Genomic DNA, 26774 nt, shown 5'->3' with positions numbered 1-26774 from the left:
TCAGCCCCGGCCGATCACCGGGGCGAGCCCGGCCGACCGGTCGACGGCCAGGGGGTCACCGCACTCGGCCAGCCAGTTGGCGAGCATCCGGTGACCTCCCTCGGTGAGCACCGACTCCGGGTGGAACTGCACCCCCTCCACCGCGAGGTCCCGGTGGCGCAGCCCCATGACGACACCGCTGCCGGTGCGCGCGGTGACCACCAGTTCGTCCGGCACGGTGGCCGGATCGACCGCCAGCGAGTGGTACCGGGTCGCGGTGAGCGGCGAGGGCAGGCCCGCGAACACGCCGCCGTCCTCGTGCTCGACCAGCGAGGTCTTGCCGTGCAGCAGCTCCGGCGCCCGGCCGACCACCGCGCCGTAGGCCACCGCGATCGACTGGAGCCCCAGGCAGACGCCGAACACCGGCAGACCGGCCCGCGCGCAGTGGTGCACCATCTCGATGCAGACGCCGGCCTCCTCGGGGGCGCCCGGGCCGGGGGAGAGCAGCACCCCGTCGAAGCCCCGGTCGCCGTCGCGGCGCACCGCGTGCTCGACGGTCACCTCGTCGTTGCGGACCACCTCGCAGGTGGCGCCGAGCTGGTAGAGGTACTGGACCAGGTTGAAGACGAAGCTGTCGTAGTTGTCGACGACCAGGATGCGGGGCTGGGTGGGCCGGGAGGTCATGGGCGCGCGTTCTCCGAGGGGTGCGGGGTCCGGAACGGGACGGGGCGGGTCGTCGGGTCAGCCGACGGCGCCGTCGCCGTTCCCGTCCACTGTGACGTCACCGAAGGGGAGCAGCGGTTCCGCCCACGGGAAGACGTAGGTGAAGAGGAGGTAGACCAGTCCCAGCACGAGCAGGACCGAGATCGCGGCCTTGACCAGGACGTTCCCCGGCAGATGACGCCAGATCCAGCCGTACATGGTGCTCCCTCGACGTATTGGACTGGGGTCAAGAGTAGACCCGGCCCACGGGAGCGGTCCGGTGCACCGGACCGCTACTGGCCGGTGGCCGAGCGGAGGTCCGCCGTGCCCGAGTACCCGGGCAGGGCGAGGTCGCCGCTCTCCTGCAGCTTCCAGCCCAGGCCGTAGGCCTGCACGTACTTCTGGTAGGTGCGGATCGACGGGTCCGCGTCGACGGCGGCGCGCAGCGCGTCGGTCCGCCCGACCGCCCTGACCACGTAGGGCGGGGAGTAGACCCGGCCCTGGAGCAGCAGGGTGTTGCCGACGCAGCGGACGGCGCTGGTGGAGATCAGCCGCTGGTCCATCACCTGGACGCCCTCGGCGCCGCCGCGCCAGAGCGCGTTGACGACGGCCTGGATGTCCTGCTGGTGGATGACCAGGTCGTTGACGTCCGGCTCGCGCACCCCGGGGACGCGCGAGGTCGCGTTCGGCGGGGCGTCGTTGAGGGTGACGGTGAGACCGGGGCCCTGGAGCGGCTCCAGCGCGGCGGCCTGTTCCAGGGCGGTCAGCCGGGCGGCGTCGGCCGGGCTGCCGCCCTGCTGCTCGGTGAGCCGCTGGGAGCGGTCCTGGAGGTCGGCGAGCTGGGCCTGGGACTGCTGGTTCTGGGCGCTGCGCTGACGTATCACGTCGGAGAGGCTGAGCAGCGAGTTGTCGGTGCGCAGATCGGTACCGCGGGCGGTCTGCGCGCTGATGTAGAAGAGCAGTCCGGCGAGCGCGAAGACGGCGCAGGTCAGGGCACGTCCGACAATTCGGGTGCCGGAGGCGCGGGTACGGACGGGCCGAGGGGGAATCGACAAATTAGGCACCGTACCCTTATCTCCTTCGGACCCGCTGAGCCACTACGCTAACGGACGCCGCCACACCACCGTGAACCCCTGCGCGGTCACAGCGCATCGACAGGAGAGCTCCTCGTGCCGAAGTCCCGACTCCGCAAGAAGTCCGACTACACGCCGCCGACCACGGCGACGGTGAAGATCAGTTCGGGCCGCGGCTGGGTTGCCCCCTTGATGCTGGCGCTGTTCCTGATCGGTCTGGTCTGGATCGTCACCTACTACGTGACGAGCGGCAGCTGGCCCGTCGAGAGCTGGCGGAACTGGAACATCCTGGTGGGCTTCGGCTTCATCGCGGCGGGCTTCGGCGTCTCCACCCAGTGGAAATGACGTTCGGGCCCCGGCCCTGAGTTCCTCCACCGCCGCCCCGGTACGGTCCGTCCCCGGGGCGGCTTCGTGGTGCGCCCGAACGGCCGGGCGGAGTTCCGGGATCTACGGTTATCCGCTTGTCGTGTTTATCCACATGGTTATCCACACTGGGGAAAAGTCCCGCAGGCCTGTGGATAACTTGCGCCGGGGGCGCTTTCCACACCGCCGCACGCCCCTCCCTGAATGCCCGATCCCTACAGCGGGACGCGCGTAGAGCAGGCGTTCGCACACATCGACCGGCACCGCCTGTGCACAACCCCGCACCCGCTGTGGACAACCGTCCGCTCCCCGCACCCGCGCGCGCACCGTCCGGCTCGGCCGGATCACCCGCCGTAGGCGGCCATCCCGGCCAGCAGCATCACCAGCACCAGGCCGGCCACCCCCGCCAGCGTCAGCCCCTGCACCAGCCCCCGGCGCTCCCGCGGGGCGTACATCAGGCCGGCCGCGGTCAGCATCCCGGCGACCAGCCCGCCGAGATGGGCCCGCCAGTCGATGCCCTGCACCGAGAAGGTGACGATCAGGTTGAACACCAGCAGCGCGACGATCGGCCCGAGCGGGGCCCGGAGCCGGCGGTAGAGCACCACGGTCGCGCCCAGCAGGCCGAAGACCGCGCCCGATGCGCCCAGCGAGCGCATCGAGCCGCCCGCCACCAGGAACGCGAAGGCGCTGCCGGCCAGCCCGGAGAGCAGGTAGAGCGCGAGGAACCGGATCCGCCCCAGGGCGGCCTCCAGCTGCGGACCCAGCACCCAGAGCACCAGCATGTTGGTGGCGATGTGCCAGGGCGCGGTGTGCAGGAACACGGCGGTCAGCAGCCGGTACCACTGGCCCGGCCCCTCGGCGACGCCGTTGGTGAAGGGGTACGACGGGTCGGGGGCGAAGCTGCGCAGCTCGAGGTCGTAGGCCAGCCACGGCGTGAGCACGTAGGCGGCCAGGACGAACACCACCAGGTTGATGCCGATCAGCGCCTTGGTGACCAGGGGGTCGCCGCCCGCCGGGCGCCCGCCGAAGCGGGTGGTCGCCCGCCTGACCTGCCGGCCGCCCTCCTGGACGCACTCGGGGCAGTGGAAGCCCACCGAGGCGTTCACCATGCACTGCGGGCAGATCGGCCGGCCGCACCGCGAACAGCCGACGCCGGTCTCCTGCTCGGGGTGCCGGTAACAACGGGCCGGCCCGTGCCCGCCCCCGGGCCCCGGAGTCGGGTCGATCGGCGGCCTGGGCTCGTCCGGGAGCATCGGCTATCCCCTTCTGCCACGACTTGCTGCGACGACACGTACGCGCTCCCGACGGGAACCCGCCGGAACCGCCAGCCTACTGCGGCCCTGCCCGCGCCCGACCGGCCCACGCACCCCCGGCCCCGCACGGCGTCCGCGTCCGCGGCACGCACGGGCCGGCCGCACCGGCGCCCCGCGTACGGCCCACTCCGGCATGCCGTCGGACAAATACGGATGCATGATCAGCATTCAGGTGGATAAGTGCATATAGGACGCCACCAGGAGGAGAGACTCTCGTGACCCGTTTGGACTCGGCCCGTGAGACGGCCGGCAACTTCGCGGACAACGCCCGGCAGCAGGCCTCCCAGGCCGCCCACACGGCGCGCGTCCAGTACGACCGGCACATCGCCCCCCAGGTCGGTCACGCCTTCGCCAGCCTGCCACCGGAAGCCCAGCAGAACGCCCTCAAGGCGCTGCACCGGGCCCAGGAGAAGGCGCTGGCCGCCCGCCTGTCCGCCGCCCGGGCCGCCGACCAGGCCCGCTCCACCGTCGCCCCCAAGGTCGTGCACGCCGTCGAGGAGGCCCGCGCCGCCGTCGTCCCGGTGGCGCAGGAGGCCCAGATGCGCGGCGCGGCCGCCCTGACGGCGATGCGCGGCAACGTCACCTCGGCCGAGATCGGCGACCTCGCGGCCCGCAACGCCCGGCGGTCCTGCCGGAGCGGCTGGGCCACCGGCCTGGCCGTGGCCGGCGTGGTCGCGATCGGCAGCGGCCTGGTCGCCTGGCAGTGGTGGCGGCACCGCAGCAACCCGGAATGGCTGGTCGAGCCGCCGGGAAGCACCGCCACCGGTCCGGTCGGCGCGCACGCCTCGGGCACCGGCGGCAGCACCGTGAACGGCTCCGCGGACACCCCGGCCGGGGCCGCCGCGGTGGAGGACCGGCCGGGGCCGCCCCCGGCCCAGGAGCACCCCCGGCCCGCCGCGGCCCCCGGCGACGACGACCGCCCCAAGCCGCACGATCCGCGCAAACCGCACTGAAAAAAGCCCGGCGGCCGCCGACCTGATTCCAGGTCGGCGGCCGCCGGGCCGTCCACACGCGGTGGACGGACTGTGGAGCTTAGGAGACTCGAACTCCTGACATCTGCCTTGCAAAGGCAGCGCTCTACCAACTGAGCTAAAGCCCCGAGGTGGCACCGAGCGCACCACCGGGCACAAGAGTACCCGGTTCCGGCGCGAATCCGGCGCCCCGTCCCGACTCTCCTGCCGGACGGGGCCGGGAACGTCCGGTCGGCCCGGTCGACCGACCGGGCCGACCGGCCCTGGAGGCACCGTCCGGCGCCTCCGAAGACTGTCGGTCGTCAGACCGTCCGGGGCTCAGCGACCGGCCGGAACCGGGTCGGTGGCCTCGGTCCACAGGTCCTGCTCGGCGCGGTCCGCCTGGACCTGACGGTAGACAAAGAAGCCGCCGAGGGCGACCAGGGCGACCAGGAGAAGCTTCTTCACCGCGGGACCTCGTCCTTCTTGCGTTGACGGACTCAGCAGCCGTGCGCCGATCGTTGCGATCGGGCCGACGAGTCCATGGTTTGTTACGAGCACGAACGGGCTGTCGGCTGGCCGGACTGCCCTTGCGGCCGATGATACACACCGGTGTCCCAATCGTGACCAGCCACCGCTGCCTCCAACCGACCCGTCCGGTCGGAGGATTGACGCCACACCTCCTGTCGTACGTTCCGCCCGGCGCAGACCCTCCGCAGGGCCGTCACCGTTCCTGCCCGAGCGACCCCGGCACCGGGCCGGAAGCCCGCCCGGGGGCGGCGGCGGACGCCGTCGGCGCCACCACCACCGCCACTCCGCCCGCGAGGTCCACCCTGGTGCGCGGCGGCGCACCCTCGCCCTCCTCGTCGCGCAGCATCAGACTGCTCTGCCGCTCGTCGAGCTGGTGCTGCTTCCCGGCCGCGAACTGCGCGTGCAGCTGCTCGAAGCCGGTCGCGGATATCTGTCCCTCCCGGCCGGTCCCCCGCCAGGGCACCAGCCGCGACCGGCGCGCCCGCAGGGCCAGCTGGTCGACGAAGGACAGCGCCACCAGTACGCAGACCAGTCCCGGAATGGTCATCGCGAAGACCATCGCCATTCGCGCCACCGCCTCGTCCGTCGGATGCCGCCGGGGAGTCCCGGTCCCGCCCGGTACAACCCCCGGCCGGGGCCCGTGGTTCCGGCTCCGGGCCGGGAAAACGCCGAAGGGCCCGGAGCGTTGCTCCGGGCCCTTCGCGGTGGTGGGGCTAACAGGACTTGAACCTGTGGCCTCTTCCTTATCAGGGAAGCGCTCTAACCGTCTGAGCTATAGCCCCTTGCCGCACTGAAAGATTAGCGGACCGATCGCCGATCCCCCAAATCCGATACGCCCGGCCCTCCGCCGGGCCCCTCCGGGACGGGCAGGTCGGAGGCGGTGCCCGGGGCGGCCAGCCAGTCGGCGCGGGTGGCGGGCAACCGGGCCGCGCCGTCCGGGCCGGTGCGGACCGCGAGGATCTGGTTGACCCCGATCCGGTTCTCCTCGAAGGCCAGCGCGGAGGCCGCCATGTAGAGCCGCCAGACCCGGGCCCGGCCGCGGCCGACCAGCCGGACCGCCTCCGTCCAGTGCGCTTCCAGATTGGCCACCCACTCACGCAGGGTCAGCCCGTAGTGCTCGCGGAGCGACTCGACGTCGCGCACCTCGAAGCCCGCCGCCTCCAGCCGGGACACCGTGGAACCGACCGGTGACAGCTCGCCGTCCGGGAAGACGTAGCGGTCGATGAACGGGCTGGGGCGGTACGGCTCGCCGGGCCGGTCCGGCCGGCGGGCGATCTGGTGGTTGAGCAGCCGGCCGCCGGGCGCCAGCAACCGGTACAGGTGCTCCGCGTACACCTGGTACTGGGCCTCGCCGACGTGCTCGGCCATGCCCACGCTGGAGATCGCGTCGAACGGGCCGTCCGGGACCTCCCGGTAGTCCTGGAGCCTGATCTCCACCCGGTCCGCGAGGCCCGCCTCCTCGATCCGCCGGCGGGCCAGCGCCACCTGCTCCGCGGAGATCGAGACCCCGACCGCCGTCACCCCGTAGTGGCGGGCCGCGTGCAGCACCAGCGAGCCCCAGCCGGAGCCGACGTCCAGCAGCCGCATCCCGGGCCGCAGCCCGAGCTTGCGGCAGACGAGGTCCAGCTTGGCCTCCTGGGCCGCCTCCAGACTCCTGGCGGCCGGCTCCCAGTACGCGCAGGAGTAGACCATCGAGGGGCCCAGCACCAGGGCGTAGAAGTCGTTGCCGACGTCGTAGTGGTGGTGGATCGCGGCACGGTCCCGGCTCCGGGTGTGCGCCCGGCCGCGGCCGTCCGGCGCCTCCTCGGCCGGCGGGGCCGGCTCGGGGCCGAACGCACCGGCCCGCAGCAGGGCGCCCACGGCACGGCGGCCCCCGGCCCCCAGCACGTCCCCGGGGCCGAGCCGCAACCCGCGCACCTCCGGGAGTTCGGCGACCCGCGCGACGGTGCGCAGCACCTCGTACAGGTCGCTGCCCGGCGCGACGTCGAGGTCGCCCGCGACATAGGCACGGGCCAGGCCCAGCTCGTTCGGCCGCCAGAGCAGCCGGCGCAGCGCACGGCGGTTGCGCAGCACCAGGGTGGGTGCCCCGGGCGGGCCGGCGACGCTGCCGTCCCAGGTCCGCAGCCGCAGCGGCACCGTGACCCCCAGCAGCCCGTCCAGGGCCTCGACCAGTCGCCTTGCGAGCTCCGCCACCGCGCGCCTCCGTCCAGCTGTGCCTGTGCGGCCGTGCCGGTCGACCGGTGGATCCGGGCGGGACCGGGAGGCCTGCGGCGACCGGGAGACGCGGAACGGGCTGACCAAGCTAAGCCCACCGCCCACCCGAGCCGTCCGGGTGGCGCGCCGCGCGCCGCGGCTGTCACCCGAAATGCCGACGGGCCCCACCGGCTGCAACAGCCGGTGGGGCCCGCTGATTCCGCCCCCGGGCGGAAACGCCCCGTGCGGGGCGGGAACTGAGTCCGGGTCACGCCCGGACGGTCAGTCCTCCTCGGCCAGGGTGAGCTCGATGCCGCCGGTGAAGCCGGCCGCCGCGTTGTAGATGAACGCCGAGAGCGTGGACAGCGCGGTCAGCAGCACCACGTCGACCACGGCGATCAGCGAGGTGAAGGTCATCACCTTGCCGAAGCCCACGTAGTCCATCAGGTTCAGGCCGCCGCCGTTGGTGTCGGAACCGGTGACGTCCTTCAGCGTCTTGGCGAGCGAGTCGAAGACGCCGAGCGAGTCCAGCGTCATCCACAGCACCGCGGCCGCCACGATGATGATGATCCCGACCGCCAGCGACAGCAGGAAGCTGACCTTCATGACCGACCACGGGTCGGCCTTGGTCACCCGCAGCCGGGCCTTCCTGGTCCGCCCCAGGCCGCCGACCGTCGGCGGGGCGGCCGGACGGCGGGTGCCGCCGGCGGGCGTCCCGCCGGGCGGGGTCGGGCCGCCGCCGACCCGGGTGCCCCGGGGCGGGGTCGGCTGCCCCTTGGCGTAGGTGGTCGGCTGCGAGAACCCGCTGCCGCCACCCGCCGGTGCACCCGGCGGCGGGGCCGGCTGGCCGCCGTACCCCGCGCCCTGGCCCGCACCGCCGACCGGGGGCATCAGCGAGGTGGACGCGGCCGGGTGCTCGGCCGGGGGCTGCGGCACGCCGTACGCCCCGCCGCCCTGTGCCGCGCCCGGACGGCCGCCGCCGGCTCCTCCCGCAGCACCCGTGGCTCCACTCACTGGTCCTCCCGCACTTCCCACCAGGACGGCCGCACCGCCCTGCTTCGTCACTCGTCATCCAGCGCCCGGCGGGATTGCCCGGTACTGGTCGTCGGCCGGTACCGGCACGCCGCGCACGTGTGTGCGGACGTGACGGTACCGGCCGGCGCGGTGCGGGATCAGGCCTGGGCGGTCTGCTCGCCCGGCGCCGTTCCCGTACCCTCGGCCGCCTCGGTGGACCCGGCGGCCTCGATGGCCACCTCGTCCTCGACCGACTCCTCGTCCTCGGCCTCCGCGTTGCGGGCCATGCCCACGACCGCATCGCGCTTACCCAGGTTGATCAGTTGGACGCCCATGGTGTCACGTCCGGTTTCACGAACCTCGGAAACCCTCGTGCGGATCACCCCACCGGACAGGGTGATCGCCATGATCTCGTCGCTCTCGTCCACGACGAGGGCGCCGACCAGCGAGCCCCGGCCCTCGACGATCTTCGCCGCCTTGGTGCCGTAGCCGCCGCGTCCCTGGACACGGTACTCGTCCACCCCGGTGCGCTTGGCGTAGCCGCCGTCGGTCGCGGTGAAGACGTAGGTGTCCGGGCGGACCACGTTCATCGAGAGCAGTTCGTCGTCCTCGCGGAAGGACATGCCCTTGACGCCCGAGGTGGCGCGCCCGGTCGGGCGCAGCGCGTCGTCGGTCGCGGTGAAGCGGATCGACTGCGCCTTCTTGGAGACCAGCAGCAGGTCGTCCGCGGCGGAGACCAGCTCGGCGCCGATCAGCTCGTCGTCCCGGCCCTCGTCGTCCTGGCGCAGGTTGATCGCGATCAGGCCGCCGGAGCGCGGGGAGTCGTAGTCCTTGAGCGGGGACTTCTTCACCAGGCCGGCCCGGGTGGCGAGGACGAGGTAGGGCTTGTCCTCGTAGGTGCGCACGGCCATCACCTGGGCGATGTGCTCGTCCGGCTGGAAGGCCAGCAGGTTGGCCACGTGCTGGCCGCGGGCGTCGCGCCCGGCGTCCGGCAGCTCGTAGCCCTTGGCGCGGTAGACCCGGCCCTTGTTGGTGAAGAACAGGATCCAGTTGTGGGTCGTCGTCACGAAGAAGTGGTCGACGATGTCGTCCTGCTTGAGCTGGGCGCCGCGCACGCCCTTGCCGCCGCGCTTCTGCGAGCGGTAGAGGTCGGAGCGGGTGCGCTTGACGTAGCCGCCGCGGGTGATCGTGACGACGATGTCCTCCTCGGCGATGAGGTCCTCGATCGAGAGGTCGCCGTCGGAGGGGATCAGGGTCGAGCGCCGCTCGTCGCCGTACTTCTCGACGATCGCGGTGAGTTCCTCGGAGATGATCTCGCGCTGACGGACCGGCGAGGCGAGGATCGCGTTGTACTCGTCGATCTTGCGCTGCAGCTCGTCGTGCTCGTCCATGATCCGCTGCCGCTCCAGGGCGGCCAGCCGGCGCAGCTGCATCTCCAGGATCGCGTTGGCCTGGAGCTCGTCGATCGAGAGCAACTGCATCAGGCCGCTGCGGGCGGCGTCGGCGCTGGCCGAGGCCCGGATCAGCGCGATGACCTCGTCGATCAGGTCCAGGGCCTTGAGCAGGGCGCGCAGGATGTGGGCCCGCTCCTCCGCCTTGCGCAGGCGGAAGGTGGTGCGCCGGACGATGACCTCGACCTGGTGGTTGACCCAGTGCCGGATGAAGGCGTCGAGCGACAGCGTGCGCGGCACGCCGTCGACCAGGGCCAGCATGTTGGCGCCGAAGTTGGTCTGCAGCTCGGTGTGCTTGTACAGGTTGTTCAGCACGACCTTGGCGACCGCGTCGCGCTTGAGCACGACCACCAGGCGGGTGCCGGTGCGGGACGAGGACTCGTCGCGGACGTCCGCGATGCCGGCGACCCGGCCGTCCTTGACCAGGTCGGCGATCTTCAGCGCGAGGTTGTCCGGGTTGACCTGGTACGGCAGCTCGGTGATCACCAGGCACTGGCGGCCCTGGATCTCCTCGACCTCGACCACGGCGCGCATGGTGACCGAGCCGCGGCCGGTGCGGAAGTAGTCGTTGATGCCGCGGTGGCCGACGATCAGCGCGCCGGTGGGGAAGTCGGGGCCCTTGATCCGCTCGATCAGGGCCTCCAGCAGCTCCTCGTTGGAGGCGTCCGGGTGCTCCAGCGCCCAGAGCGCGCCGGAGGCGACCTCGCGGAGGTTGTGCGGCGGGATGTTGGTGGCCATGCCGACCGCGATCCCGGTGGCGCCGTTGACCAGCAGGTTGGGGATGCGGGCCGGCAGGACGGTGGGCTCCTGCGAGCGGCCGTCGTAGTTGGCGGCGAAGTCGACGGTCTCCTCGTCGATGTCCCGCATCATCTCCATGGCCAGCGGCGCCATCTTGCACTCGGTGTAGCGCATGGCGGCGGCCGGGTCGTTGCCCGGCGAACCGAAGTTGCCGTTGCCGTCGACCAGCGGCATCCGCAGCGACCACGGCTGGGCCAGCCGGACCACGGTGTCGTAGATCGAGGTGTCACCGTGCGGGTGGTAGTTGCCCATCACGTCGCCGACGACGCGGGCGCACTTGTAGTAGCCCTTCTCGGGGCGGTAGCCCCCGTCGTACATCGCGTACAGCACCCGGCGGTGGACCGGCTTCAGGCCGTCGCGCACCTCGGGCAGCGCCCGGCTGACGATCACGCTCATGGCGTAGTCGAGGTACGAGCGCTGCATCTCGGTCTCGAGCTCGACCGGCTCGATGCGCATGGTCGCCGTGACGGCGGCCTCGGGGGTCTCGGGCTGCTCGCCGTCGGGACGGTTGTCGTCGACCACTGGTGGTCAGTTTCCTTTCACGCGGACTGGTACGTGCGGGGCCTGCGGACAGGCGTCACACGTCCAGGAAGCGGACGTCCTTGGCGTTGCGCTGGATGAAGGAGCGGCGGGCCTCGACGTCCTCGCCCATCAGGACCGAGAACAGCTCGTCGGCGCGGGCGGCGTCCTCCAGGGTGACCTGGAGCAGCAGGCGGTGCTCGGTGTCCATGGTGGTGACCCGGAGCTCCTCGGCGTTCATCTCGCCGAGACCCTTGAACCGCTGGATCGCGTCGTCCTTGGGCAGCCGGCGGCCGGCCTCGACGCCCGCCGCGATCACGGCGTCGCGCTCGCGGTCGGAGTAGGCGTACTCGAAGTCGTCCTTGCCCCACTTGATCTTGTACAGCGGCGGCATCGCGAGGTAGACGTAGCCCGACTCGACCAGCGGCCGCATGAAGCGGAACAGCAGGGTCAGCAGCAGGGTGCGGATGTGCTGCCCGTCGACGTCGGCGTCGGCCATCAGCACGATCTTGTGGTAGCGCAGCTTGGACTCGTCGTAGTCCTCCTGGATGCCGCAGCCGAAGGCCGAGATCAGCGCCTGGACCTCGGTGTTCTGCAGCACCTTGTCGATCCGGGCCTTCTCGACGTTCAGGATCTTGCCGCGGATCGGGAGGATGGCCTGGGTGCGCGGGTCGCGGCCCTGCTTGGCCGAGCCGCCGGCGGAGTCACCCTCGACGATGAAGATCTCGCACTCGGACGGGTCCTTGGACTGGCAGTCGCTCAGCTTGCCCGGCAGCGAGGCGGACTCCAGCAGGCCCTTGCGGCGGGTGAGGTCGCGGGCCTTGCGGGCGGCGACGCGCGCGGTGGCGGCCTGGATGGACTTGCGGATGATGTCCGCGGCCTCGTTGGGGTTGCGGTCCAGCCAGTCGTTCAGCTGCTCGTGCACCACCCGCTGGACGAAGGTCTTCGCCTCGGTGTTGCCGAGCTTGTCCTTGGTCTGGCCCTCGAACTGCGGCTCGCCGAGCTTGACCGAGATGATCGCGGTCAGACCCTCGCGGATGTCCTCGCCGGAGAGGTTGTCGTCCTTCTCGCGGAGCAGCTTCTTGTCCCGCGCGTAGCGGTTGACCAGGCCGGTCAGCGCGGCGCGGAAGCCCTCCTCGTGGGTACCGCCGCCGTGGGTGTGGATCGTGTTGGCGAAGGAGTAGACCCCCTCGGTGTACGAGGAGTTCCACTGCATGGCGACCTCGACCGAGATCGCCTTGTCCTTGTCCTCCGCCTCGAAGTCGATCACCGAGGGGTGGACCACGTCGCCCTTGCGGGAGTTGAGGTGGGCGACGAAGTCGGCGATGCCGCCGTCGTACTTGTAGGTGACCGAGAGCGGCTTGCCCTCCTCGTCGACGTGCTCGGGGCGCTCGTCGGTCAGGGCGATGGTCAGGCCCTTGTTGAGGAACGCCATCTCCTGGAAGCGCCGGGAGAGCGTCTCGAAGGAGTAGACCGTCGTCTCGAAGATGTCCGGGTCGGCCCAGAAGGTGACGCTGGTGCCGGTGCGCTCGGTGGCCTCGTGCTGCGACAGCGGGGCGGTCGGCGCGCCGACCTTGTACTCCTGGGTCCAGCGGTGGCCGTCGGTGTGGATCTCCACGGCGAGGCGCGTGGAGAGCGCGTTCACCACCGAGACGCCGACGCCGTGCAGACCGCCGGAGACCGCGTAGCCGCCGTTGCCGAACTTGCCGCCCGCGTGCAGGACCGTCAGCACGACCTCGACGGCGGGCTTGCCCTGGCCCGGCATGATGCCGACCGGGATGCCTCGGCCGTTGTCGACCACACGGACGCCGCCGTCGGCCAGGAGCGAGACGTTGATGGTGTCCGCGTGCCCGGCCATCGCCTCGTCGACGGAGTTGTCCACGATCTCCTGCACCAGGTGGTGCAGGCCGCGCTCGCCGGTGGAGCCGATGTACATGCCGGGGCGCTTGCGGACGGCGTCGAGGCCCTCCAGCACCTGGATGGCGCTGGCGTCGTACGACCTCTCGGCCTGGTCGGTCTGGTCTGGGATCTGGCTGGGGTTGCCGGAATCGGCCACGAAGCGCCCTCTCTGGCACAGCACGGGCCGCATCCCCGCTCCCCTACGGGCGGGCGTGCGACCACGGCGTTTCGACTCGGTTGCCACTAGCAACAGTGTTTGCCCTTCAGTCTACCGGTACGACTGACATCGATGGGCGTTTGGCAGCCTCTGAGGGCAGAAATGCCGCCCTGAATCCCCTCGGGACATGTCCCGATACTCGACCGGGGGGCTCAGAGCGCCTGGAAGGGCCGTCAGGGGTTCCGGAGGATTACGGTCCGCTCCCTCCCGGCACCCTCCGGGGTCACCCCCAGGTGTCACCCGGCCCCTTGCTCCCGGGGGCGCGCAGCCGGCCGTAGCCGCGCACCGGGGCGGCCGGACCGAGCACCTTGATCGTGCGCACCGTGCCGTGCCCCAGTTCGTGGTTCAGACGCGCCACCAACTGCCGGGCCAGCCAGCGCAGTTGGGTCGCCCAGGCGGTGGAGTCGCACTGCACGGTGAGCACCGCGGCCTCGTCGTCGTAGGCGGTCGGGGTGCAGTGCGCGGCGATGTCGGGCCCGACGATCTGCGGCCAGCGGCCCATCACCCCGCCGACCGCCGCCGAGGACTCCCAGCCGCGCTCGGTCAGCAGCCGGTTGAGCGCCGCCCCCAGCGGCACCGGGTCACGGCCGTCCGAGCGGGCCCCGCTGCGCAGACCGGTCCGCTTCGCCTCGCGCTTCTCGCGCACCTGCTCACCGCGCTGGCGGGCCTGCGCCCGGGCCGCCCGCAGCGCCGACCGCGCCAGATCGGCACCGGTCGGCCCGGGGTGCTCCGCCGACTCGCTCACGGCGATCTCCTTATCCCCACCCTGTGGACAACGGTGAGCCGTCCAGCGTACGGGAGCCGGACCGGCCCGGGCGGCGCGGGTGGGTGCGGTACGGGGGCGTCCGGAACCGGCCGGAACCGGCAGGACCCGGTCCGGCGGGGCGGGGGAGAGCCGCCCCGGGGCGGGGGCGCGGCGGGCGGGATCAGGCGGTGACGCGCTGGACCGCGCCGTCGGCGACCGCGTACCGGGCCCCGGCCAGCGCCTTCGGCACGTCCTCGGCGACCGCGGCGGTGACCAGCACCTGCTCGCCGCCGGCCACCAGCTCGGCCAGCCGGTCGCGGCGGGCGGCGTCCAGCTCCGCGAAGACGTCGTCCAGGATCAGCACCGGCTCTCCCCCGTCCGAGCGCAGCAGCTCGTACGAGGCCAGCCGCAGCGCCAGCGCGAACGACCAGGACTCGCCGTGGCTGGCGTAGCCCTTGGCGGGCAGCGGACCGAGCTTGAGCACCAGCTCGTCCCGGTGCGGGCCGACCAGGGTGATCCCCCGGTCGACCTCCTGCTTGTGGACCGTCCGCAGGGCCTGGAGCAGCTGCTCCTCGGCCTCCTCGCGGCTGGTCGGCAGCTCGCCCTCGAAGGAGCTGCGGTACTCCAGCGCCGTGTCGCCGCCCCCCGGCGCGAGCTGCCCGTAGGCGGCCGAGACCAGCGGCTGGAGGGACGCCACCAGCTGCAGGCGGAACGCCGTGAGCTCGGCGCCGGCCCGGGCCAGATGGCCGTCCCACACCTCCAGGGTGGAGAGGTCGGCGCCCTTGCCGCCACCGGCCCTGCGGGCCATCGCGGCGGTCTTCAGCAGGGCGTTGCGCTGCTTGAGCACCCGCTCGTAGTCCTGCCGGACCCCGGCCAGCCGGGGCGCGCGGGCGGTCAGCAGCTCGTCCAGGAAGCGCCGGCGCTCCCCCGGGTCGCCCTTGACCAGGGCGAGGTCCTCGGGGGCGAACAGCACGGTGCGCAGCAGGCCCAGCACGTCGCGCGGACGGACGTTGTCGGAGCGGTTGATCCGGGCCCGGTTGGCCTTGCCCGGAGTGATCTCCAGCTCTACCAGGGTGGAGCGCCCCCGGTCGACCACCGAGGTGCGGACGACCGCGCTCTCGGCGCCCAGCCGGATCAGCGGGGCGTCTGTGGCGACCCGGTGGCTGCCCAGGGTGGCGACGTAGCCGACCGCCTCGACCAGATTGGTCTTGCCCTGGCCGTTGGGGCCGACGAACGCCGTCACGCCCGGGTCGAGGGGAACCTCGGCCCGGGCGTAGGAGCGGAAGTCGGCGAGCGACAGGTGCGCGACGTGCATGGCGGTGGACTGCGCTCGCCTTCTGTGGAGAAGCCTCGGGTGCTGTGGAGAAGCTTCGGGACTACTTCGACTCGACCGCGTGGCCGCCGAACTGGTTGCGCAGCGCGGCGATCATCTTCATCTGCGGCGAGTCGTCCTGACGGGAGGCGAAGCGCGCGAACAGCGAGGCGGTGATCGCCGGCAGCGGGACGGCGTGGTCGATCGCGGCCTCGACGGTCCAGCGGCCCTCGCCGGAGTCGGCGGCCCAGCCCTTGAGCTTGGCCAGGTGCTCGTCGTCGTCCAGGGCGCGGACGGCCAGGTCGAGCAGCCAGGAGCGGATCACGGTGCCCTCCTGCCAGCTGCGGAAGACCTCGCGGACGTCGGTGACCTCGGGGGCGGCCTCCAGCAGCTCCCAGCCCTCGGCGAAGGCCTGCATCATCGCGTACTCGATGCCGTTGTGGACCATCTTGGCGAAGTGGCCGGCGCCGACCGCGCCCGCGTGCACGGAGCCGAAGTCGCCCTCGGGCTTGAGCGCGTCGAAGACCGGCTGGACCAGCGCGACGTGCGCGGCGTCGCCGCCGTACATCAGCGCGTAGCCGTTCTCCAGGCCCCAGACGCCGCCGGAGACGCCGCAGTCGACGAAGCCGATGCCCTTGGCGGCCAGCGCCTCGGCGTGCTTGACGTCGTCGGTCCAGCGGGAGTTCCCGCCGTCGACGACCACGTCACCGGGGGACAGCAGCTCGGCCAGCTCGTCCACGGTGGCCTGGGTGGCGGCACCCGCCGGGACCATGACCCAGACGACGCGCGGGCCCTGCAGCTTGGAGACCAGCTCCTGGAGGCTCTCGACGTCGGAGATGTCGGGGTTGCGGTCGTAGCCGATGACGGTGTGGCCGGCGCGGCGGATCCGCTCGCGCATGTTGCCGCCCATCTTGCCGAGACCGATGAGGCCGAGCTCCATAGCCAAATCCTTACCTGTGGTGACGTCTCTGCGGGCGGCGCCGTTGCCGCGCCTCCTTGAGCCTACGTGCTGGAGCGCGAGCGCCTCCCCGCGATCGGGGCCGACCGGGGGAGGCTTCCACAGGTTGTGCACAGGGCTGTGGGCGAACGGCCCGGCGGGCCGGGAGCCGGCCGGTGCGCGGACCCGGCCGGAGCGTCCGGCCGGGTGTCCCGGGCTCAGCCGGAGAGGCGGACCGGCATGATCAGGTACTGGTAGGCCTCGTCGGCCTCGGCGTCCACCGCGGCCTTGCCGCTGAGCAGCGCGGGCTTGGTCGGCGTGGTGAAGCTCAGCTGGGCGAACGGGGAGTCGATGGCCTTGAGGCCCTCCTCCAGGTAGCCCGGGTTGAAGGCGATCGAGATGGCGTCGCCCTCGAGCGAGGCGTCGATCCGCTCGGTGGCCTGGGCGTCGTCGCCGGAGCCGGCCTCCAGGGTGAGCACGCCCTCCTCGAAGTTCAGCCGGACCGGGGTGTTGCGCTCGGCCACCAGGGAGACGCGCTTGAGCGCCTCCAGGAAGGGCTGGGTCTGGATCGCCGCGATCGCGTTGAACTCGGTCGGGAAGAGGCTGCGGTACTTCGGGAACTCGCCCTCCAGCAGCCGGGTGGTGGTCCGCCGACCGGCGCCCTCGAAGCCGATCAGGCCCTCGCCCGCGCCGCCCGAGGAGAGCGCGATGGAGACGCTGTCGCCGCTGCCCAGGGACTTGGCGATGTCCTGCAGCGTCTTGGCCGGGACCAGCGCGACCGCCGAGATGTCGGACTGCTCGGGCTTCCACATCAGCTCGCGGACGGCGAAGCGGTAGCGGTCGGTGGCGGCCAGGGTGATCCGGTCGCCCTCGATCTCGACCCGGACGCCGGTGAGCACCGGCAGGGTGTCGTCGCGGCCGGCGGCCACGGCGGCCTGGCTGACCGCGGAGGCGAAGACGTCGCCCGGAACGGTGCCGGTCGCGGTCGGCATCGCCGGCAGGGCCGGGTACTCGTCCACCGGGAGGGTCGGCAGGGTGAACCGGGAGCTGCCGCAGACCACGCTGACCCGCTGGCCGTCGGTGGAGATCTCCACCGGGCGGTTGGGCAGGTTGCGCGAGATGTCGTTGAGCAGCCGGCCGGAGACCAGGACGGTGCCGGCCTCCTCGATGTCGGCCTCCAGCCCGACCCGGGCCGAGACCTCGTAGTCGAAGCCGGACAGCGCCAGGCTGCCGTCCTGCGCCGTCAGCAGCAGGCCGGCCAGCACCGGCACCGGCGGCCGTGCCGGGAGGCTGCGAGCAGCCCAGGCCACCGCCTCCGCGAGGACGTCACGCTCCACCCGGAACTTCACCGGTAACCGCCTCCTGGATCGAGCGCTCCCGCTCGCACGTCTGGTTCTTCTGATCTTGGTCTTCGCCGCGGCTGTCCACCGAGCTCCGCCGCTCCGCTTCCAGTCGCCGAGGACAGTCTGACGTACTCCACCGACAGACGGGGCAGACGGGCGGAAGCAACTCGAACGGATGTCGGGGCCCGGTTGTCCACAGATTTCGGGCCCACCTGCTTTTGAGCAAGTCGATGGGTCTATAGGTGTAGTGGTAGTAGTAGGGCCTGTGGAAACCGTGGATAACCCTGTTTTAGCAGGTCAGGCCCGGTTTTTTGTCCACAGGACATGTGGACGGCGGCTGTGGACGAACACGGCCCGCTGTGGACGGCGGAGCGTTACCCACAGGGCACGCTGGGTATCCACAGGTTATCCCCAGCTCCGTCCCCAGATCCGGGCCCGGTTATCCACGGGCCCCGGTCAACTTTTCGTGACGCCTTTCACACCTGGGCATGAACGCCCGCAGAAGGTTGTCGAACTGTGGACACAGCTGTGGACAACCTGGGGACAACCTTCCTCTTCCTGGGGACAACCGGTGGACAACCCGGACGGCCCAGTGACGGGCCGCCAATTGTCCACAGCCTGTGGACAACCGTTGTGCACAAGTCCACAGGCACCTGACCTGCGCGGAAGAGCGTAGCGTCGGCCGCCCTGTGGAGGAATTCTGGATAACTTCCGGCCGCCGGGCCTGTGGACGGTGGAGAACCCGTCCGGCCTGTGGATTTCGGCCTCGCGCACCCCGGGCGTTCGAATCCCTGGTCAGATGTTCGGCGCGGGCCGCGCACTGGCGCGGTGTCCGTCACCGGGATCCCTGCCCCGCCGGCCGCCGACGCACACCTGTGGATATGCCGAAAGGGCGTCAGGATCGCTCCTGACGCCCTTTTCCGGCCACCCGCCGCCGTCTCCGCGGACGGGCCGGGAAGTCAGCTCTTGATGCGGTTGGTGAGCTCGGTGACCTGGTTGTAGATCGAGCGCCGCTCCGCCATCAGCGAGCGGATCTTGCGGTCCGCGTGCATCACCGTGGTGTGGTCGCGGCCGCCGAACTGCGCGCCGATCTTCGGCAGCGAGAGGTCGGTCAGTTCGCGGCAGAGGTACATCGCGATCTGACGGGCCGTCACCAGCACCCGGCTGCGCGAGGATCCGCAGAGGTCGTCCACACCGAGGCCGAAGTAGGCCGCCGTCTGCTGCATGATCACCTGGGCGGTGATCTCCGGCCCGGCGTCCTCGTCGCCGCCGGGGATGAGGTCCTTGAGGACGATCCCGGCCAGCTCCAGGTCGACCGGCGCCCGGTTGAGGTTGGCGAAGGCGGTGACCCGGATCAGGGCCCCCTCCAGCTCGCGGATGTTCCGGGTGATCCGGGACGCGATGAACTCCAGCACGTCGGCCGGGGCGTTGAGTTGCTCCTGGATCGCCTTCTTGCGCAGGATCGCGATCCGGGTCTCCAGCTCCGGCGGGGTGACGTCGGTGATCAGCCCCCACTCGAAGCGGTTGCGCAGCCGGTCCTCCAGCGTGGTCAGCAGCTTCGGCGGCCGGTCGGAGGAGAGCACGATCTGCTTGTTGGCGTTGTGCAGGGTGTTGAAGGTGTGGAAGAACTCCTCCTGCGTGGACTCCTTGCTCGCCAGGAACTGCACGTCGTCCACGAGCAGGATGTCCATGTCCCGGTAGCGCTTGCGGAAGGTGTCCGCCTTGCCGTCCCGGATCGAGTTGATGAACTCGTTGGTGAACTCCTCCGAGGACACGTACCGCACCCGGGTGCCCGGGAACAGGCTGCGCGAGTAGTGCCCGATGGCGTGCAGCAGGTGGGTCTTGCCCAGCCCGGACTCGCCGTAGATGAAGAGCGGGTTGTACGCCTTGGCCGGGGCCTCGGCGACCGCCACCGCCGCCGCGTGCGCGAAGCGGTTGCTGGCGCCGATGACGAAGGTGTCGAAGAGGTACTTGGGGTTGAGCCGGGCGGCCGGCTCGTCCTTGCGGGACCCGCCGGCGGGCGGTGCGCCGGGCGGCGGGGGGACCCCCGGTACCGCCGGCCGGTCGGTGGCGCGCTCGGCCGGGGCCTTGTCGTGGCGCTGGGCGGGGCGGCCGCCCGGACCGCGGCGACCGGAGGCGGTGCGCGGGTGCTCGCCGGGGCCGGGGCCGTAGGCGCCGCCGAAGAGGTCGCCCTGGGTGGTCGAGGACGGGGGCAGGGCCCTCGGCGCGGGCCGGTCCGCCGGCTCGTCGGCCTCGCGGTAGCCGGGCTGCTGCTCCTGGTAACCGGGCCAGACCGGGCCGGCCGCCGGACCGCCGTAGGGCGCGGGGCGCTGCTCGTAGCCGCCGGTGTCGTAGCGGGGCCGGTCGTAGTCCGGCTCGTAGGGGCGCGGGTAGCCCGGGCCGCCGTAGTGGCCCTCGTCCTGCGGGTGCCGGTCGTCCTGGCGCCGGCGCTCGTCCTGCGGGTGCCGGTCGTCCTGCGGGTGGCGGTCGTCCTGGCGCCGGCGCTCGTCCTGCGGGTGGCGATCGTCGGCGTACCGCTGGCGCTCGTCGTGGCCGTGCCGGTCGTCGGGTTCCTCGTGCTCGTCGTGGCCGGACGGGTTCGGGTACGGCTCCGCGGGTGCCTGGCCGGCCACCGGCATGGTGGGCATCGCGTTGGCGTCGACCATCACGGCGATCCGCACCGGGCGGCCCAGCTCGCGGGAGAGCGCCTCGGTCAGCTGCGGCAGCAGCCGCCCCTCCAGCACCTGCTTGGCCCGCTCGTTGGGGGCCGCCAGCAGGGCGGTGTCGTGCATCATCCACATCGGCTGGGTGCGCTGCACCCACTGCTTGTCCATCTCCCCGATGTCCGGGTCGCCGACCAGCCGCTCTACGACTCTCGCCCAGACCGGGACGAGGTCGCTGTTGACATCAGCCACTGGTGCACGCTTTCCAATGAACAAACCAGACAAGTCCTGCAACGGTAGTCAGCGAACAGAGCCGGATCAAGTCGTTGTCCACAGGCTGTGGGCAAACCGCCTCCGGGCGGCTGGTTTGACCCTCGTGCCCCGTCCCGCGTACCGTAACCAGGTCGAGTTGTCGATGGCCGCTGCCGCATGTCCGCGGGTCCACCCGCTCCATAAGGCGCGCAGCACGGGCGCCGTGGATTGCCTCAAACCCCAGCCGAACTGGGGTGATGGGCCGGATTTCCGTAATCGGGGAGATCACGCGGACGCACGGTGACGGCCAAGCGATCACCCGTCATCCTACGATTCACCTCAGGAGCCCCCGAGTGAGCAAGCGCACCTTCCAGCCGAACAACCGTCGTCGCGCGAAGACCCACGGCTTCCGGCTGCGTATGCGTACCCGCGCCGGCCGCGCCATCCTGGCTGCCCGCCGTGGCAAGGGCCGCACCAGCCTGTCCGCCTGATCCGCACCAGAGTCTGCTGTGCTGCCCTCCGAGAATCGGCTGCGGCGGCGCCAGGACTTCGCGACCGCGGTCAAACGCGGTCGTCGGGCCGGTAAGCCCCTGTTGGTCGTCCATCTCGCCAGAGAGGACGGCTCGGGGGAGCACACCGACCGGACCAGCGACATCCGCCCGCACGTCGCCGAGGGGACTCCTTCGGCGCGTGCGGGTTTCGTCGTGAGCAAGGCCGTCGGCCCGGCGGTCACCCGCAACCTGGTCAAGCGCCGGTTGCGGCACCTTGTGCGTGATCGTCTGTCCCGGCTGCCCGCCGGTAGCCTGATAGTGGTGCGTGCGCTGCCTCCGGCCGCGTCCGCCTCGTACCAGGAACTCGAACGTGACCTGGACGCGGCGCTCAAACGGCTGCTCAAGGCCGAGCATGCTGTTTCGGCGCCGACGGGAGCAGGTCGATGAAGTACCTGCTGATGGGTCTGATCAGGGTCTACCAGTGGACCATCAGCCCACTGCTCGGTCCGGTGTGCCGCTACTACCCCTCCTGCTCGCACTACGGCTTCGAGGCCGTGCGGACGCACGGAGCGGTGAAGGGCGGCGCACTGACCGTGTGGCGCATTCTGCGCTGCAATCCATGGACGCCCGGTGGGGTCGACCATGTCCCGCCGCGCAAGCATCCGGTGTGGCACCGCCGGCTGCGGGACCGGCTGAAGGGCCGGTCCGCCGCCGACCAGCCGGTGATCATGCCCCCCGCCGGTCCGGACCCAGAGGGCCCGGCGACCATTGGCCCCGTGGGGCCGATCCCAATGTCCAAGGAGCCTGACCGGTGACCTTCTCCTTCCTCAACCCCTTGTACACAGCGGTGTCCTGGATCATCGTCCAGTTCCACTCGCTGTACAGCCACGTCTTCGATCCGAACGGCGGCTGGGCCTGGGGTCTGGCCATCGCCTCGATGGTGGTCGTCATCCGGATCTGCCTGATCCCGCTCTTCGTGAAGCAGATCAAGGCGACCCGGGCCATGCAGGCGATCCAGCCGAAGATGAAGGCCATCCAGGAGCGGTACAAGAACGACCGCCAGCGCCAGTCCGAAGAGATGATGAAGCTGTACAAGGAGGCGGGTACCAACCCGTTCTCCAGCTGCCTTCCCATCATCGTGCAGGCGCCGTTCTTCACCGCGCTCTACGGCGTGCTCGCCAAGGTCGCCGACGGCAAGCCGATCGGCGTGATCGACGGCACCCTGCTGGACAGCGCCCAGCAGGCCCACATCTTCGGTGCCCCGCTCTCGGCGACCTTCGTCGGCAGCAGCGAGGTCAGCGTCAAGATCGTCGTCGCCGTGATGATCGTCCTGATGTCGCTCTCGCAGTTCGTCACCCAGCGCCAGCTGATGACGAAGAACGTCGACCTCACCGTGAAGACGCCGTTCATGCAGCAGCAGAAGATGCTGATGTACGTCTTCCCGATCATGTTCGCCGTGATGGGCATCAACTTCCCCGTCGGTGTCCTGGTCTACTGGCTGACCACCAACATCTGGTCGATGGGCCAGCAGCTGATCGTCATCCGCAACAACCCGACGCCGGGCAGCAAGGCCTGGGACGAGCGTCAGGAGCGGCTGAAGAAGCAGGGCCGGCTGAACCCGGACGGCTCGGTCGTCCAGGGCCCGCTCTGGGGCCTGCTGCCGGCGAAGAAGTCGGCCGCCACCGCCGAGGCCGTGGTGGAGGAGTCGGTGCAGGTGCGCCGCCAGCAGCCGCGGAAGCAGACCAAGTCGCAGCGCCAGCACGGTGCCGGCCAGCCGGCGAGCTTGACCAAGGACGCCCCGTCCGGCCAGTCCGCCGACGCGGTGCCGGCCGACTCGACGTCCGCGGACCCGACCGACGCCGCGAGTGCCGGTGCGGCCGGTGCGGCCGGAGCGGCCGGTTCCGCCGGTTCCGCCAAGCAGACCGCGGCCCGTCCGGCGGGTGCCAAGCCGGCCCCGACCCGTCAGCAGGGCGGCCGTCAGCAGCCCAAGCGCGGCGGGCAGCGGCCGAAGAAGAAGTGACCGGCCCGGTCCGATCCGCCGCCGCGGCCCCCTGAACCTCGTTACCGGCCCACCAACCGGGCCCATCTCCGAAGGAGTCCATCAGTGACGGAAGGCACCACCTCCGCCGTCGAGGCCGAGGCCGCCCCCGGCGCCGACGAGAACATCGTCGCCCGCCTGGAGCAGGAGGGCGACATCGCGGCGGACTACCTGGAGGGTCTGCTCGACATCGCGGACCTCGACGGTGACATCGACATGGACGTCGAGGGCGACCGTGCCCTGGTCTCCATCGTCAGCGACGGCAACGACCGGGCCCTGCATCGGCTGGTCGGCCAGGACGGCGAGGTGCTGGAGGCGCTGCAGGAGCTGACCCGGTTGGCCGTCCACCGGGAGACCGGCGAGCGCAGCCGCCTCATGCTGGACATCGCCGGGTTCCGGGCCCGCAAGCGCACGGAGCTGGCAACCCTCGGGTCCGAGGCCGCGGAGCAGGTGAAGAGCTCCGGGGAGCAGGTCAAGCTGCGTCCGATGACCCCGTTCGAGCGCAAGGTCGTCCACGACGCGGTGGCCGCGGCCGGTCTGCGCAGTGAGTCGGAGGGCGAGGAGCCCCAGCGTTGCGTGGTCGTGCTGCCGGCCTGACGGCCGGGCGACCGCCGGCCGCCAGGGCGGCCGGCAAGCGACACGAGGACCCGACCCCGTCCGCCACGCGCGGGCGGGGTCGTCGTCCCTTCGCGGGGCGCTGGCCCGGCGAGAGATGTTTCACGTGAAACGGTGCAGGAGCGGGTCGGTGGATCCGGGGAGCGGAGAGGTCGAGATGGACACGGAGAGCGTGCCTGCCGGAGAGCCGGAGTCGGGGGCCGGTGGTCCGGACGCCGGGAGCGCGTCCGCGAGTGGGCGGCCGGCGGTCGAGCCGCCGCCCGCCCCGCCGGCCGTCGCCCGGGAGGTCTTCGGCGAGCGGTTCGACGCCGCCGTCCGCTACACCGAGCTGCTGGCGACCGAAGGCGTGACCCGGGGGCTGATCGGCCCGCGCGAGGTGCCCCGGCTCTGGGACCGCCACGTGCTGAACTGCGCGGTGCTCGCGGAGCTGCTGCCGGCCGGAACCACGCTCTGCGACGTCGGCTCCGGCGCCGGGCTGCCCGGCATCCCGGTGGCGCTGGCCCGCCCGGACGTCTCGGTGACCCTGCTGGAGCCGCTGCTGCGCCGGACCACCTTCCTGGAGGAGGTGGTCCGCGAGCTCGGTCTGGAGAACGTCACCGTGCTCCGCGGCCGGGCCGAGGAGATGGTCGGCAAGGTCGCGGTGGAGGTGGTGACCGCCCGTGCGGTGGCGCCGCTGGAGCGGCTGGCCGGCTGGGGCCTCCCGCTGCTGCGGCCGCACGGCCAGATGCTGGCGCTCAAGGGCGACAGTGCGGAGCAGGAGCTCGCCGACTCGCGGGCCGGGCTGGCGAAGCTCGGCGGGGTGGAGTGGTCGGTGATCTCGGTCGGTGACGGCACCCTGGAGACCTCGACCCGGGTGATCCAGGTCAAGGTGGGCGAGAGCCCGGGCGGCGTGCGGGCGGCGACCCGCCGGGCCAAGGCCGCGGCCAGGGCCGGCCGGGCCGCCGCCGGCGGCGCGACCCGCGGCGGCGACCGCGCCCGCAACCCCCGGCGGCGTCCCCGCTGACCGGCGGAACGGGAGTCGACACGGGCGGGTGGTCCTCGGACCACCCGCCCGTGGTCGTCCGCGGGGGTCGCGGAGCGTATCCGGCCGTCCGGTGACGGGAGGGCGGCGGACAGGCGACCTGGGGTCCACCGGAGTGTCGCATCGTCAGAATTCCGACATTGCGGGCATGGTGTTTCACGTGAAACGTCGCTCTCTGCTCTCGGGAATCCTCGCCCGCAGCCGGGCGGTGACTGTTGCCGCTCCGGTTTCACGTGAAACACTGAGCCCCATGCAGGACTCGGAGACCATCGACCAGATCGATGACACGCCCATCGCGCGTGCCGCCCAGGCTGCGGTCCAGGCCATCGGCCGAGCGGGCGAAGGACTGCCCCGGCCGGCCACCACCCGGGTGATGGTGGTGGCCAACCAGAAGGGCGGGGTGGGCAAGACCACCACCACCGTCAACCTCGCCGCCTCGCTGGCCATGCACGGGCTGCGGGTGCTGGTGGTCGACCTCGACCCGCAGGGCAACGCCTCGACCGCGCTCGGCATCGACCACCACGCCGAGGTTCCCTCGATCTACGACGTACTGGTGGAGGGCAAGCCGCTGGCCGATGTGGTCCAGCCGGTGGTCGAGGTCGAGGGGCTGTTCTGCGTCCCCGCCACCATCGACCTGGCCGGTGCGGAGATCGAGCTGGTCTCGCTGGTGGCCCGGGAGAGCCGGCTGCAGCGCGCCATCGCCGCGTACGAGCAGCCGCTGGACTACATCCTGATCGACTGCCCGCCCTCGCTCGGCCTGCTGACGGTCAACGCCCTGGTCGCCGGCCAGGAGGTGCTGATCCCGATCCAGTGCGAGTACTACGCGCTGGAGGGCCTCGGCCAGCTGCTGCGCAACGTCGAGCTGGTCCGGGCGCACCTCAACCCGGCGCTGCACGTCTCCACCATCCTGCTCACCATGTACGACGCCCGGACCAGGCTGGCCGCCCAGGTGGCGGAGGAGGTCCGGACGCACTTCCCGCAGGAGGTCCTGCACACCGCGATCCCGCGCTCGGTCCGGATCTCGGAGGCGCCCAGCTACGGTCAGACGGTGCTCACCTACGACCCCGGCTCCACCGGTGCGCTCTCCTACCTGGAGGCGGCCCGGGAGCTGGCGCTGCGGGCGGTGCCCGCCGCGGGCGGCGGCTCGTTGGTGGGGCAGCAGCGGGACGGTTCGGGGCAGCAGGGCGCCCCGGTGGCACAGCACGGTACGACGGAGGGCAATCGGTGAGTGGTCGCAGGGGTCTGGGACGAGGACTCGGGGCGCTGATCTCCCCGGTGGCCCCGGCGGGTGGAGGGGCCGGGGGCGCGGCGCAGCCCGCGGTGGCCCCGTCCGGAGCGGCGTCGCCGACGGCGGTGCCGACACTGCCCTCGGGCCGGGGCACGCTGGCGGCCAAGGCCGCCGCGGAGAGTCTGCGGGAGCAGGCCGCCGCCGAGGTGGAGCTCGCCCGGGTGGAGGGCGCCTACTTCGCCGAACTGCCGCTGGACGCGATCACCCCCAACCCGCGCCAGCCGCGCGAGGTGTTCGACGAGGACAAGCTGGCCCAGCTGGTCGCCTCGATCAAGGAGGTGGGACTGCTCCAGCCGGTGGTGGTGCGCCAGTCCGCGCCGGGGCGCTTCGAGCTCATCATGGGCGAGCGGCGCTGGCGGGCCTCCCGGGAGGCCGGGCTCGAGCAGATCCCGGCGATCGTCCGGGCCACCGAGGACGACAAGCTGCTGCTGGACGCCCTGCTGGAGAACCTGCACCGGGCGGAGCTCAACCCGCTGGAGGAGGCGGCCGCCTACGACCAGCTGCTGCGGGACTTCTCCTGCACCCACGACGAACTGGCGGACCGGATCGGGCGCTCGCGTTCGCACGTGTCCAACACCCTGCGGCTGCTGAAGCTGCCGCCGGCGGTCCAGCGGCGGGTGGCCTCGGGGGTGCTCACCGCGGGCCACGCCCGGGCGCTGCTCGGGGCGCCGGACCCGGAGCGGCAGGAGGAGCTTGCCAAGCGGATCGTCGCGGAGGGGCTCTCGGTGCGGACCACCGAGGAGATCGTCGCGCTGATGGACCGGGAGGAGCGGCCCAAGCGCCAGGCGCCCAAGGCTGGGAAGATCCTCTCGCCGGCCTTCAACGATCTGGCGAGCCGGCTCTCCGACCGCTTCGAGACCCGGGTGAAGGTCGAGGTCTCGCAGCGCGCCGGCAAGCTCGGCAAGGGCAAGGTGGTGCTGGAGTTCGGCTCCGTGGAGGACCTCAACCGGATCCTGGACAGCCTCGCGCCCGGTGAGGACGGACTGCGGCTGTCGCAGGGCTGAACCGGGCCGATCGCGGTACGCGATGGGTGCATGTTCCACGTGGGCGCTGTTTCACGTGAAACA

The 26774-nt window shown here is 71.8% G+C and carries 24 protein-coding genes, 2 tRNA genes and 1 pseudogene; 10 read left to right on the top strand and 17 right to left on the bottom strand.

The genetic code is table 11. The features are described from left to right. From BLU95_RS19915 to BLU95_RS19905, 3 genes are all read right to left on the bottom strand, one after another. Positions 1 to 663 carry an aminodeoxychorismate/anthranilate synthase component II gene (locus BLU95_RS19915; RefSeq protein WP_093861223.1) on the bottom strand — a complete coding sequence of 221 codons (663 nt, stop codon included), beginning with the start codon at positions 661 to 663 and terminating at the stop codon, positions 1 to 3. Positions 664 to 720: 57 nt separating this feature from the next. Further along, entirely contained in the window at positions 721 to 900 is a 180-nt protein-coding gene (locus BLU95_RS19910; protein ID WP_093861222.1) for a hypothetical protein, read from the bottom strand. 74 nt (positions 901 to 974) lie between these two features. Further along, positions 975 to 1730, bottom strand: coding sequence for a DUF881 domain-containing protein (locus BLU95_RS19905; RefSeq protein ID WP_093864990.1), 756 nt, complete (start codon positions 1728 to 1730; stop codon positions 975 to 977). Between the two features lie 120 nt (positions 1731 to 1850). Between BLU95_RS19905 and crgA the strand changes: the two genes are divergently transcribed. After that, a complete protein-coding gene (gene crgA, locus BLU95_RS19900; protein WP_030392407.1) occupies positions 1851 to 2099 on the top strand; it encodes a cell division protein CrgA in 249 nt (82 codons plus the stop codon). 362 nt (positions 2100 to 2461) lie between these two features. On the opposite strand, the gene BLU95_RS19895 is transcribed toward crgA, so the two are convergent. Further along, positions 2462 to 3370 (bottom strand): rhomboid family intramembrane serine protease, encoded by a 909-nt coding sequence (locus tag BLU95_RS19895; protein WP_093861221.1) that lies wholly within the window; start codon positions 3368 to 3370, stop codon positions 2462 to 2464. Between the two features lie 275 nt (positions 3371 to 3645). Between BLU95_RS19895 and BLU95_RS19890 the strand changes: the two genes are divergently transcribed. After that, positions 3646 to 4383, top strand: a complete 738-nt coding sequence (locus BLU95_RS19890; protein ID WP_159424950.1) for a DUF5324 family protein — start codon at positions 3646 to 3648, stop codon at positions 4381 to 4383. A gap of 73 nt (positions 4384 to 4456) precedes the next feature. Here the strand turns inward: BLU95_RS19890 and BLU95_RS19885 are convergent. The 13 genes and pseudogenes from BLU95_RS19885 to dnaA form a co-directional block, all read right to left on the bottom strand. After that, positions 4457 to 4529, bottom strand: a tRNA-Ala gene (locus BLU95_RS19885). A 190-nt stretch (positions 4530 to 4719) separates the two neighbouring features. After that, entirely contained in the window at positions 4720 to 4848 is a 129-nt protein-coding gene (locus BLU95_RS41575) for a DLW-39 family protein (RefSeq protein WP_014137031.1), read from the bottom strand. A 256-nt stretch (positions 4849 to 5104) separates the two neighbouring features. Then, positions 5105 to 5458, bottom strand: coding sequence for a DUF6191 domain-containing protein (locus BLU95_RS19880; protein WP_353653577.1), 354 nt, complete (start codon positions 5456 to 5458; stop codon positions 5105 to 5107). Positions 5459 to 5616: 158 nt separating this feature from the next. Then, a tRNA-Ile gene (locus tag BLU95_RS19875) sits at positions 5617 to 5693 on the bottom strand. 16 nt (positions 5694 to 5709) lie between these two features. Further along, a complete protein-coding gene (locus tag BLU95_RS19870; RefSeq protein WP_093861218.1) occupies positions 5710 to 7104 on the bottom strand; it encodes an SAM-dependent methyltransferase in 1395 nt (464 codons plus the stop codon). Positions 7105 to 7386: 282 nt separating this feature from the next. Beyond that, positions 7387 to 8118: a DUF3566 domain-containing protein gene (locus BLU95_RS19865; RefSeq protein WP_231978656.1), complete on the bottom strand. Its 732-nt coding sequence runs from the start codon at positions 8116 to 8118 to the stop codon at positions 7387 to 7389. Positions 8119 to 8276: 158 nt separating this feature from the next. After that, positions 8277 to 10823: a DNA gyrase subunit A gene (gene gyrA / locus BLU95_RS19860; protein WP_093864988.1), complete on the bottom strand. Its 2547-nt coding sequence runs from the start codon at positions 10821 to 10823 to the stop codon at positions 8277 to 8279. A gap of 121 nt (positions 10824 to 10944) precedes the next feature. Continuing rightward, positions 10945 to 12966: a DNA topoisomerase (ATP-hydrolyzing) subunit B gene (gene gyrB / locus BLU95_RS19855; protein ID WP_093864987.1), complete on the bottom strand. Its 2022-nt coding sequence runs from the start codon at positions 12964 to 12966 to the stop codon at positions 10945 to 10947. Between the two features lie 259 nt (positions 12967 to 13225). Next, a complete protein-coding gene (locus BLU95_RS19850; protein WP_030392415.1) occupies positions 13226 to 13747 on the bottom strand; it encodes a DciA family protein in 522 nt (173 codons plus the stop codon). A gap of 181 nt (positions 13748 to 13928) precedes the next feature. After that, complete coding sequence (recF, locus tag BLU95_RS19845) at positions 13929 to 15062, bottom strand: DNA replication/repair protein RecF (RefSeq protein ID WP_093861217.1); 1134 nt, start codon at positions 15060 to 15062, stop codon at positions 13929 to 13931. Between the two features lie 61 nt (positions 15063 to 15123). Next, a pseudogene (gene gnd / locus BLU95_RS19840) lies at positions 15124 to 16020 on the bottom strand (phosphogluconate dehydrogenase (NAD(+)-dependent, decarboxylating)); the annotation flags it as partial. A 194-nt stretch (positions 16021 to 16214) separates the two neighbouring features. After that, positions 16215 to 17345 (bottom strand): DNA polymerase III subunit beta, encoded by a 1131-nt coding sequence (gene dnaN / locus BLU95_RS19835; protein ID WP_093861215.1) that lies wholly within the window; start codon positions 17343 to 17345, stop codon positions 16215 to 16217. Positions 17346 to 18298: 953 nt separating this feature from the next. Then, positions 18299 to 20254: a chromosomal replication initiator protein DnaA gene (gene dnaA / locus BLU95_RS19830; protein ID WP_093861214.1), complete on the bottom strand. Its 1956-nt coding sequence runs from the start codon at positions 20252 to 20254 to the stop codon at positions 18299 to 18301. Between the two features lie 353 nt (positions 20255 to 20607). Here dnaA and rpmH point away from each other — a divergent pair, with 353 nt between their 5' ends. The 8 genes from rpmH (at position 20608) to BLU95_RS19790 (ending at position 26711) form a co-directional block, all read left to right on the top strand. Continuing rightward, on the top strand, positions 20608 to 20745 hold the full coding sequence (rpmH, locus tag BLU95_RS19825) for a 50S ribosomal protein L34 (protein WP_030392420.1): 138 nt from the start codon (positions 20608 to 20610) through the stop codon (positions 20743 to 20745). Positions 20746 to 20763: 18 nt separating this feature from the next. Next, positions 20764 to 21192, top strand: a complete 429-nt coding sequence (gene rnpA, locus BLU95_RS19820) for a ribonuclease P protein component (RefSeq protein ID WP_093861213.1) — start codon at positions 20764 to 20766, stop codon at positions 21190 to 21192. Beyond that, on the top strand, positions 21189 to 21560 hold the full coding sequence (gene yidD, locus BLU95_RS19815) for a membrane protein insertion efficiency factor YidD (protein WP_045938903.1): 372 nt from the start codon (positions 21189 to 21191) through the stop codon (positions 21558 to 21560). Before rnpA ends, yidD begins: the two co-directional genes overlap by 4 nt. Next, complete coding sequence (gene yidC, locus BLU95_RS19810; RefSeq protein ID WP_093861212.1) at positions 21557 to 22765, top strand: membrane protein insertase YidC; 1209 nt, start codon at positions 21557 to 21559, stop codon at positions 22763 to 22765. The genes yidD and yidC overlap by 4 nt, the downstream gene beginning before the upstream one ends. Positions 22766 to 22849: 84 nt before the next feature. Further along, positions 22850 to 23380: a Jag family protein gene (locus BLU95_RS19805; RefSeq protein ID WP_093861211.1), complete on the top strand. Its 531-nt coding sequence runs from the start codon at positions 22850 to 22852 to the stop codon at positions 23378 to 23380. Positions 23381 to 23555: 175 nt separating this feature from the next. Beyond that, a complete protein-coding gene (gene rsmG / locus BLU95_RS19800) occupies positions 23556 to 24401 on the top strand; it encodes a 16S rRNA (guanine(527)-N(7))-methyltransferase RsmG (RefSeq protein WP_093861210.1) in 846 nt (281 codons plus the stop codon). Between the two features lie 268 nt (positions 24402 to 24669). Then, positions 24670 to 25647 carry a ParA family protein gene (locus BLU95_RS19795; protein WP_093861209.1) on the top strand — a complete coding sequence of 326 codons (978 nt, stop codon included), beginning with the start codon at positions 24670 to 24672 and terminating at the stop codon, positions 25645 to 25647. Beyond that, positions 25644 to 26711 carry a ParB/RepB/Spo0J family partition protein gene (locus BLU95_RS19790; protein WP_093861208.1) on the top strand — a complete coding sequence of 356 codons (1068 nt, stop codon included), beginning with the start codon at positions 25644 to 25646 and terminating at the stop codon, positions 26709 to 26711. Before BLU95_RS19795 ends, BLU95_RS19790 begins: the two co-directional genes overlap by 4 nt. Positions 26712 to 26774 lie beyond the last annotated feature (63 nt).

It is taken from the genome of Streptomyces sp. TLI_053 (assembly GCF_900105395.1).
GTDB lineage: Bacteria > Actinomycetota > Actinomycetes > Streptomycetales > Streptomycetaceae > Kitasatospora.
The sequence above is the reverse complement of the archived record's forward strand: the minus strand, read 5'-3'. Positions and strand labels throughout refer to the sequence as shown.

Excerpts from the sequence above, each read along its gene's own strand:
- BLU95_RS19915 (WP_093861223.1), bottom strand. The coding sequence starts at position 663 with ATGACCTCCCGGCCCACCCAGCCCCGCATCCTGGTCGTCGACAACTAC.
- BLU95_RS19910 (WP_093861222.1), bottom strand. The coding sequence starts at position 900 with ATGTACGGCTGGATCTGGCGTCATCTGCCGGGGAACGTCCTGGTCAAG.
- BLU95_RS19895 (WP_093861221.1), bottom strand. The coding sequence starts at position 3,370 with ATGCTCCCGGACGAGCCCAGGCCGCCGATCGACCCGACTCCGGGGCCC.
- BLU95_RS19880 (WP_353653577.1), bottom strand. The coding sequence starts at position 5,458 with ATGACCATTCCGGGACTGGTCTGCGTACTGGTGGCGCTGTCCTTCGTC.
- gyrA (WP_093864988.1), bottom strand. The coding sequence starts at position 10,823 with ATGCGCATCGAGCCGGTCGAGCTCGAGACCGAGATGCAGCGCTCGTAC.
- recF (WP_093861217.1), bottom strand. The coding sequence starts at position 15,062 with ATGCACGTCGCGCACCTGTCGCTCGCCGACTTCCGCTCCTACGCCCGG.
- yidD (WP_045938903.1), top strand. The coding sequence starts at position 21,189 with ATGAAGTACCTGCTGATGGGTCTGATCAGGGTCTACCAGTGGACCATC.
- rsmG (WP_093861210.1), top strand. The coding sequence starts at position 23,556 with ATGGACACGGAGAGCGTGCCTGCCGGAGAGCCGGAGTCGGGGGCCGGT.
- BLU95_RS19795 (WP_093861209.1), top strand. The coding sequence starts at position 24,670 with ATGCAGGACTCGGAGACCATCGACCAGATCGATGACACGCCCATCGCG.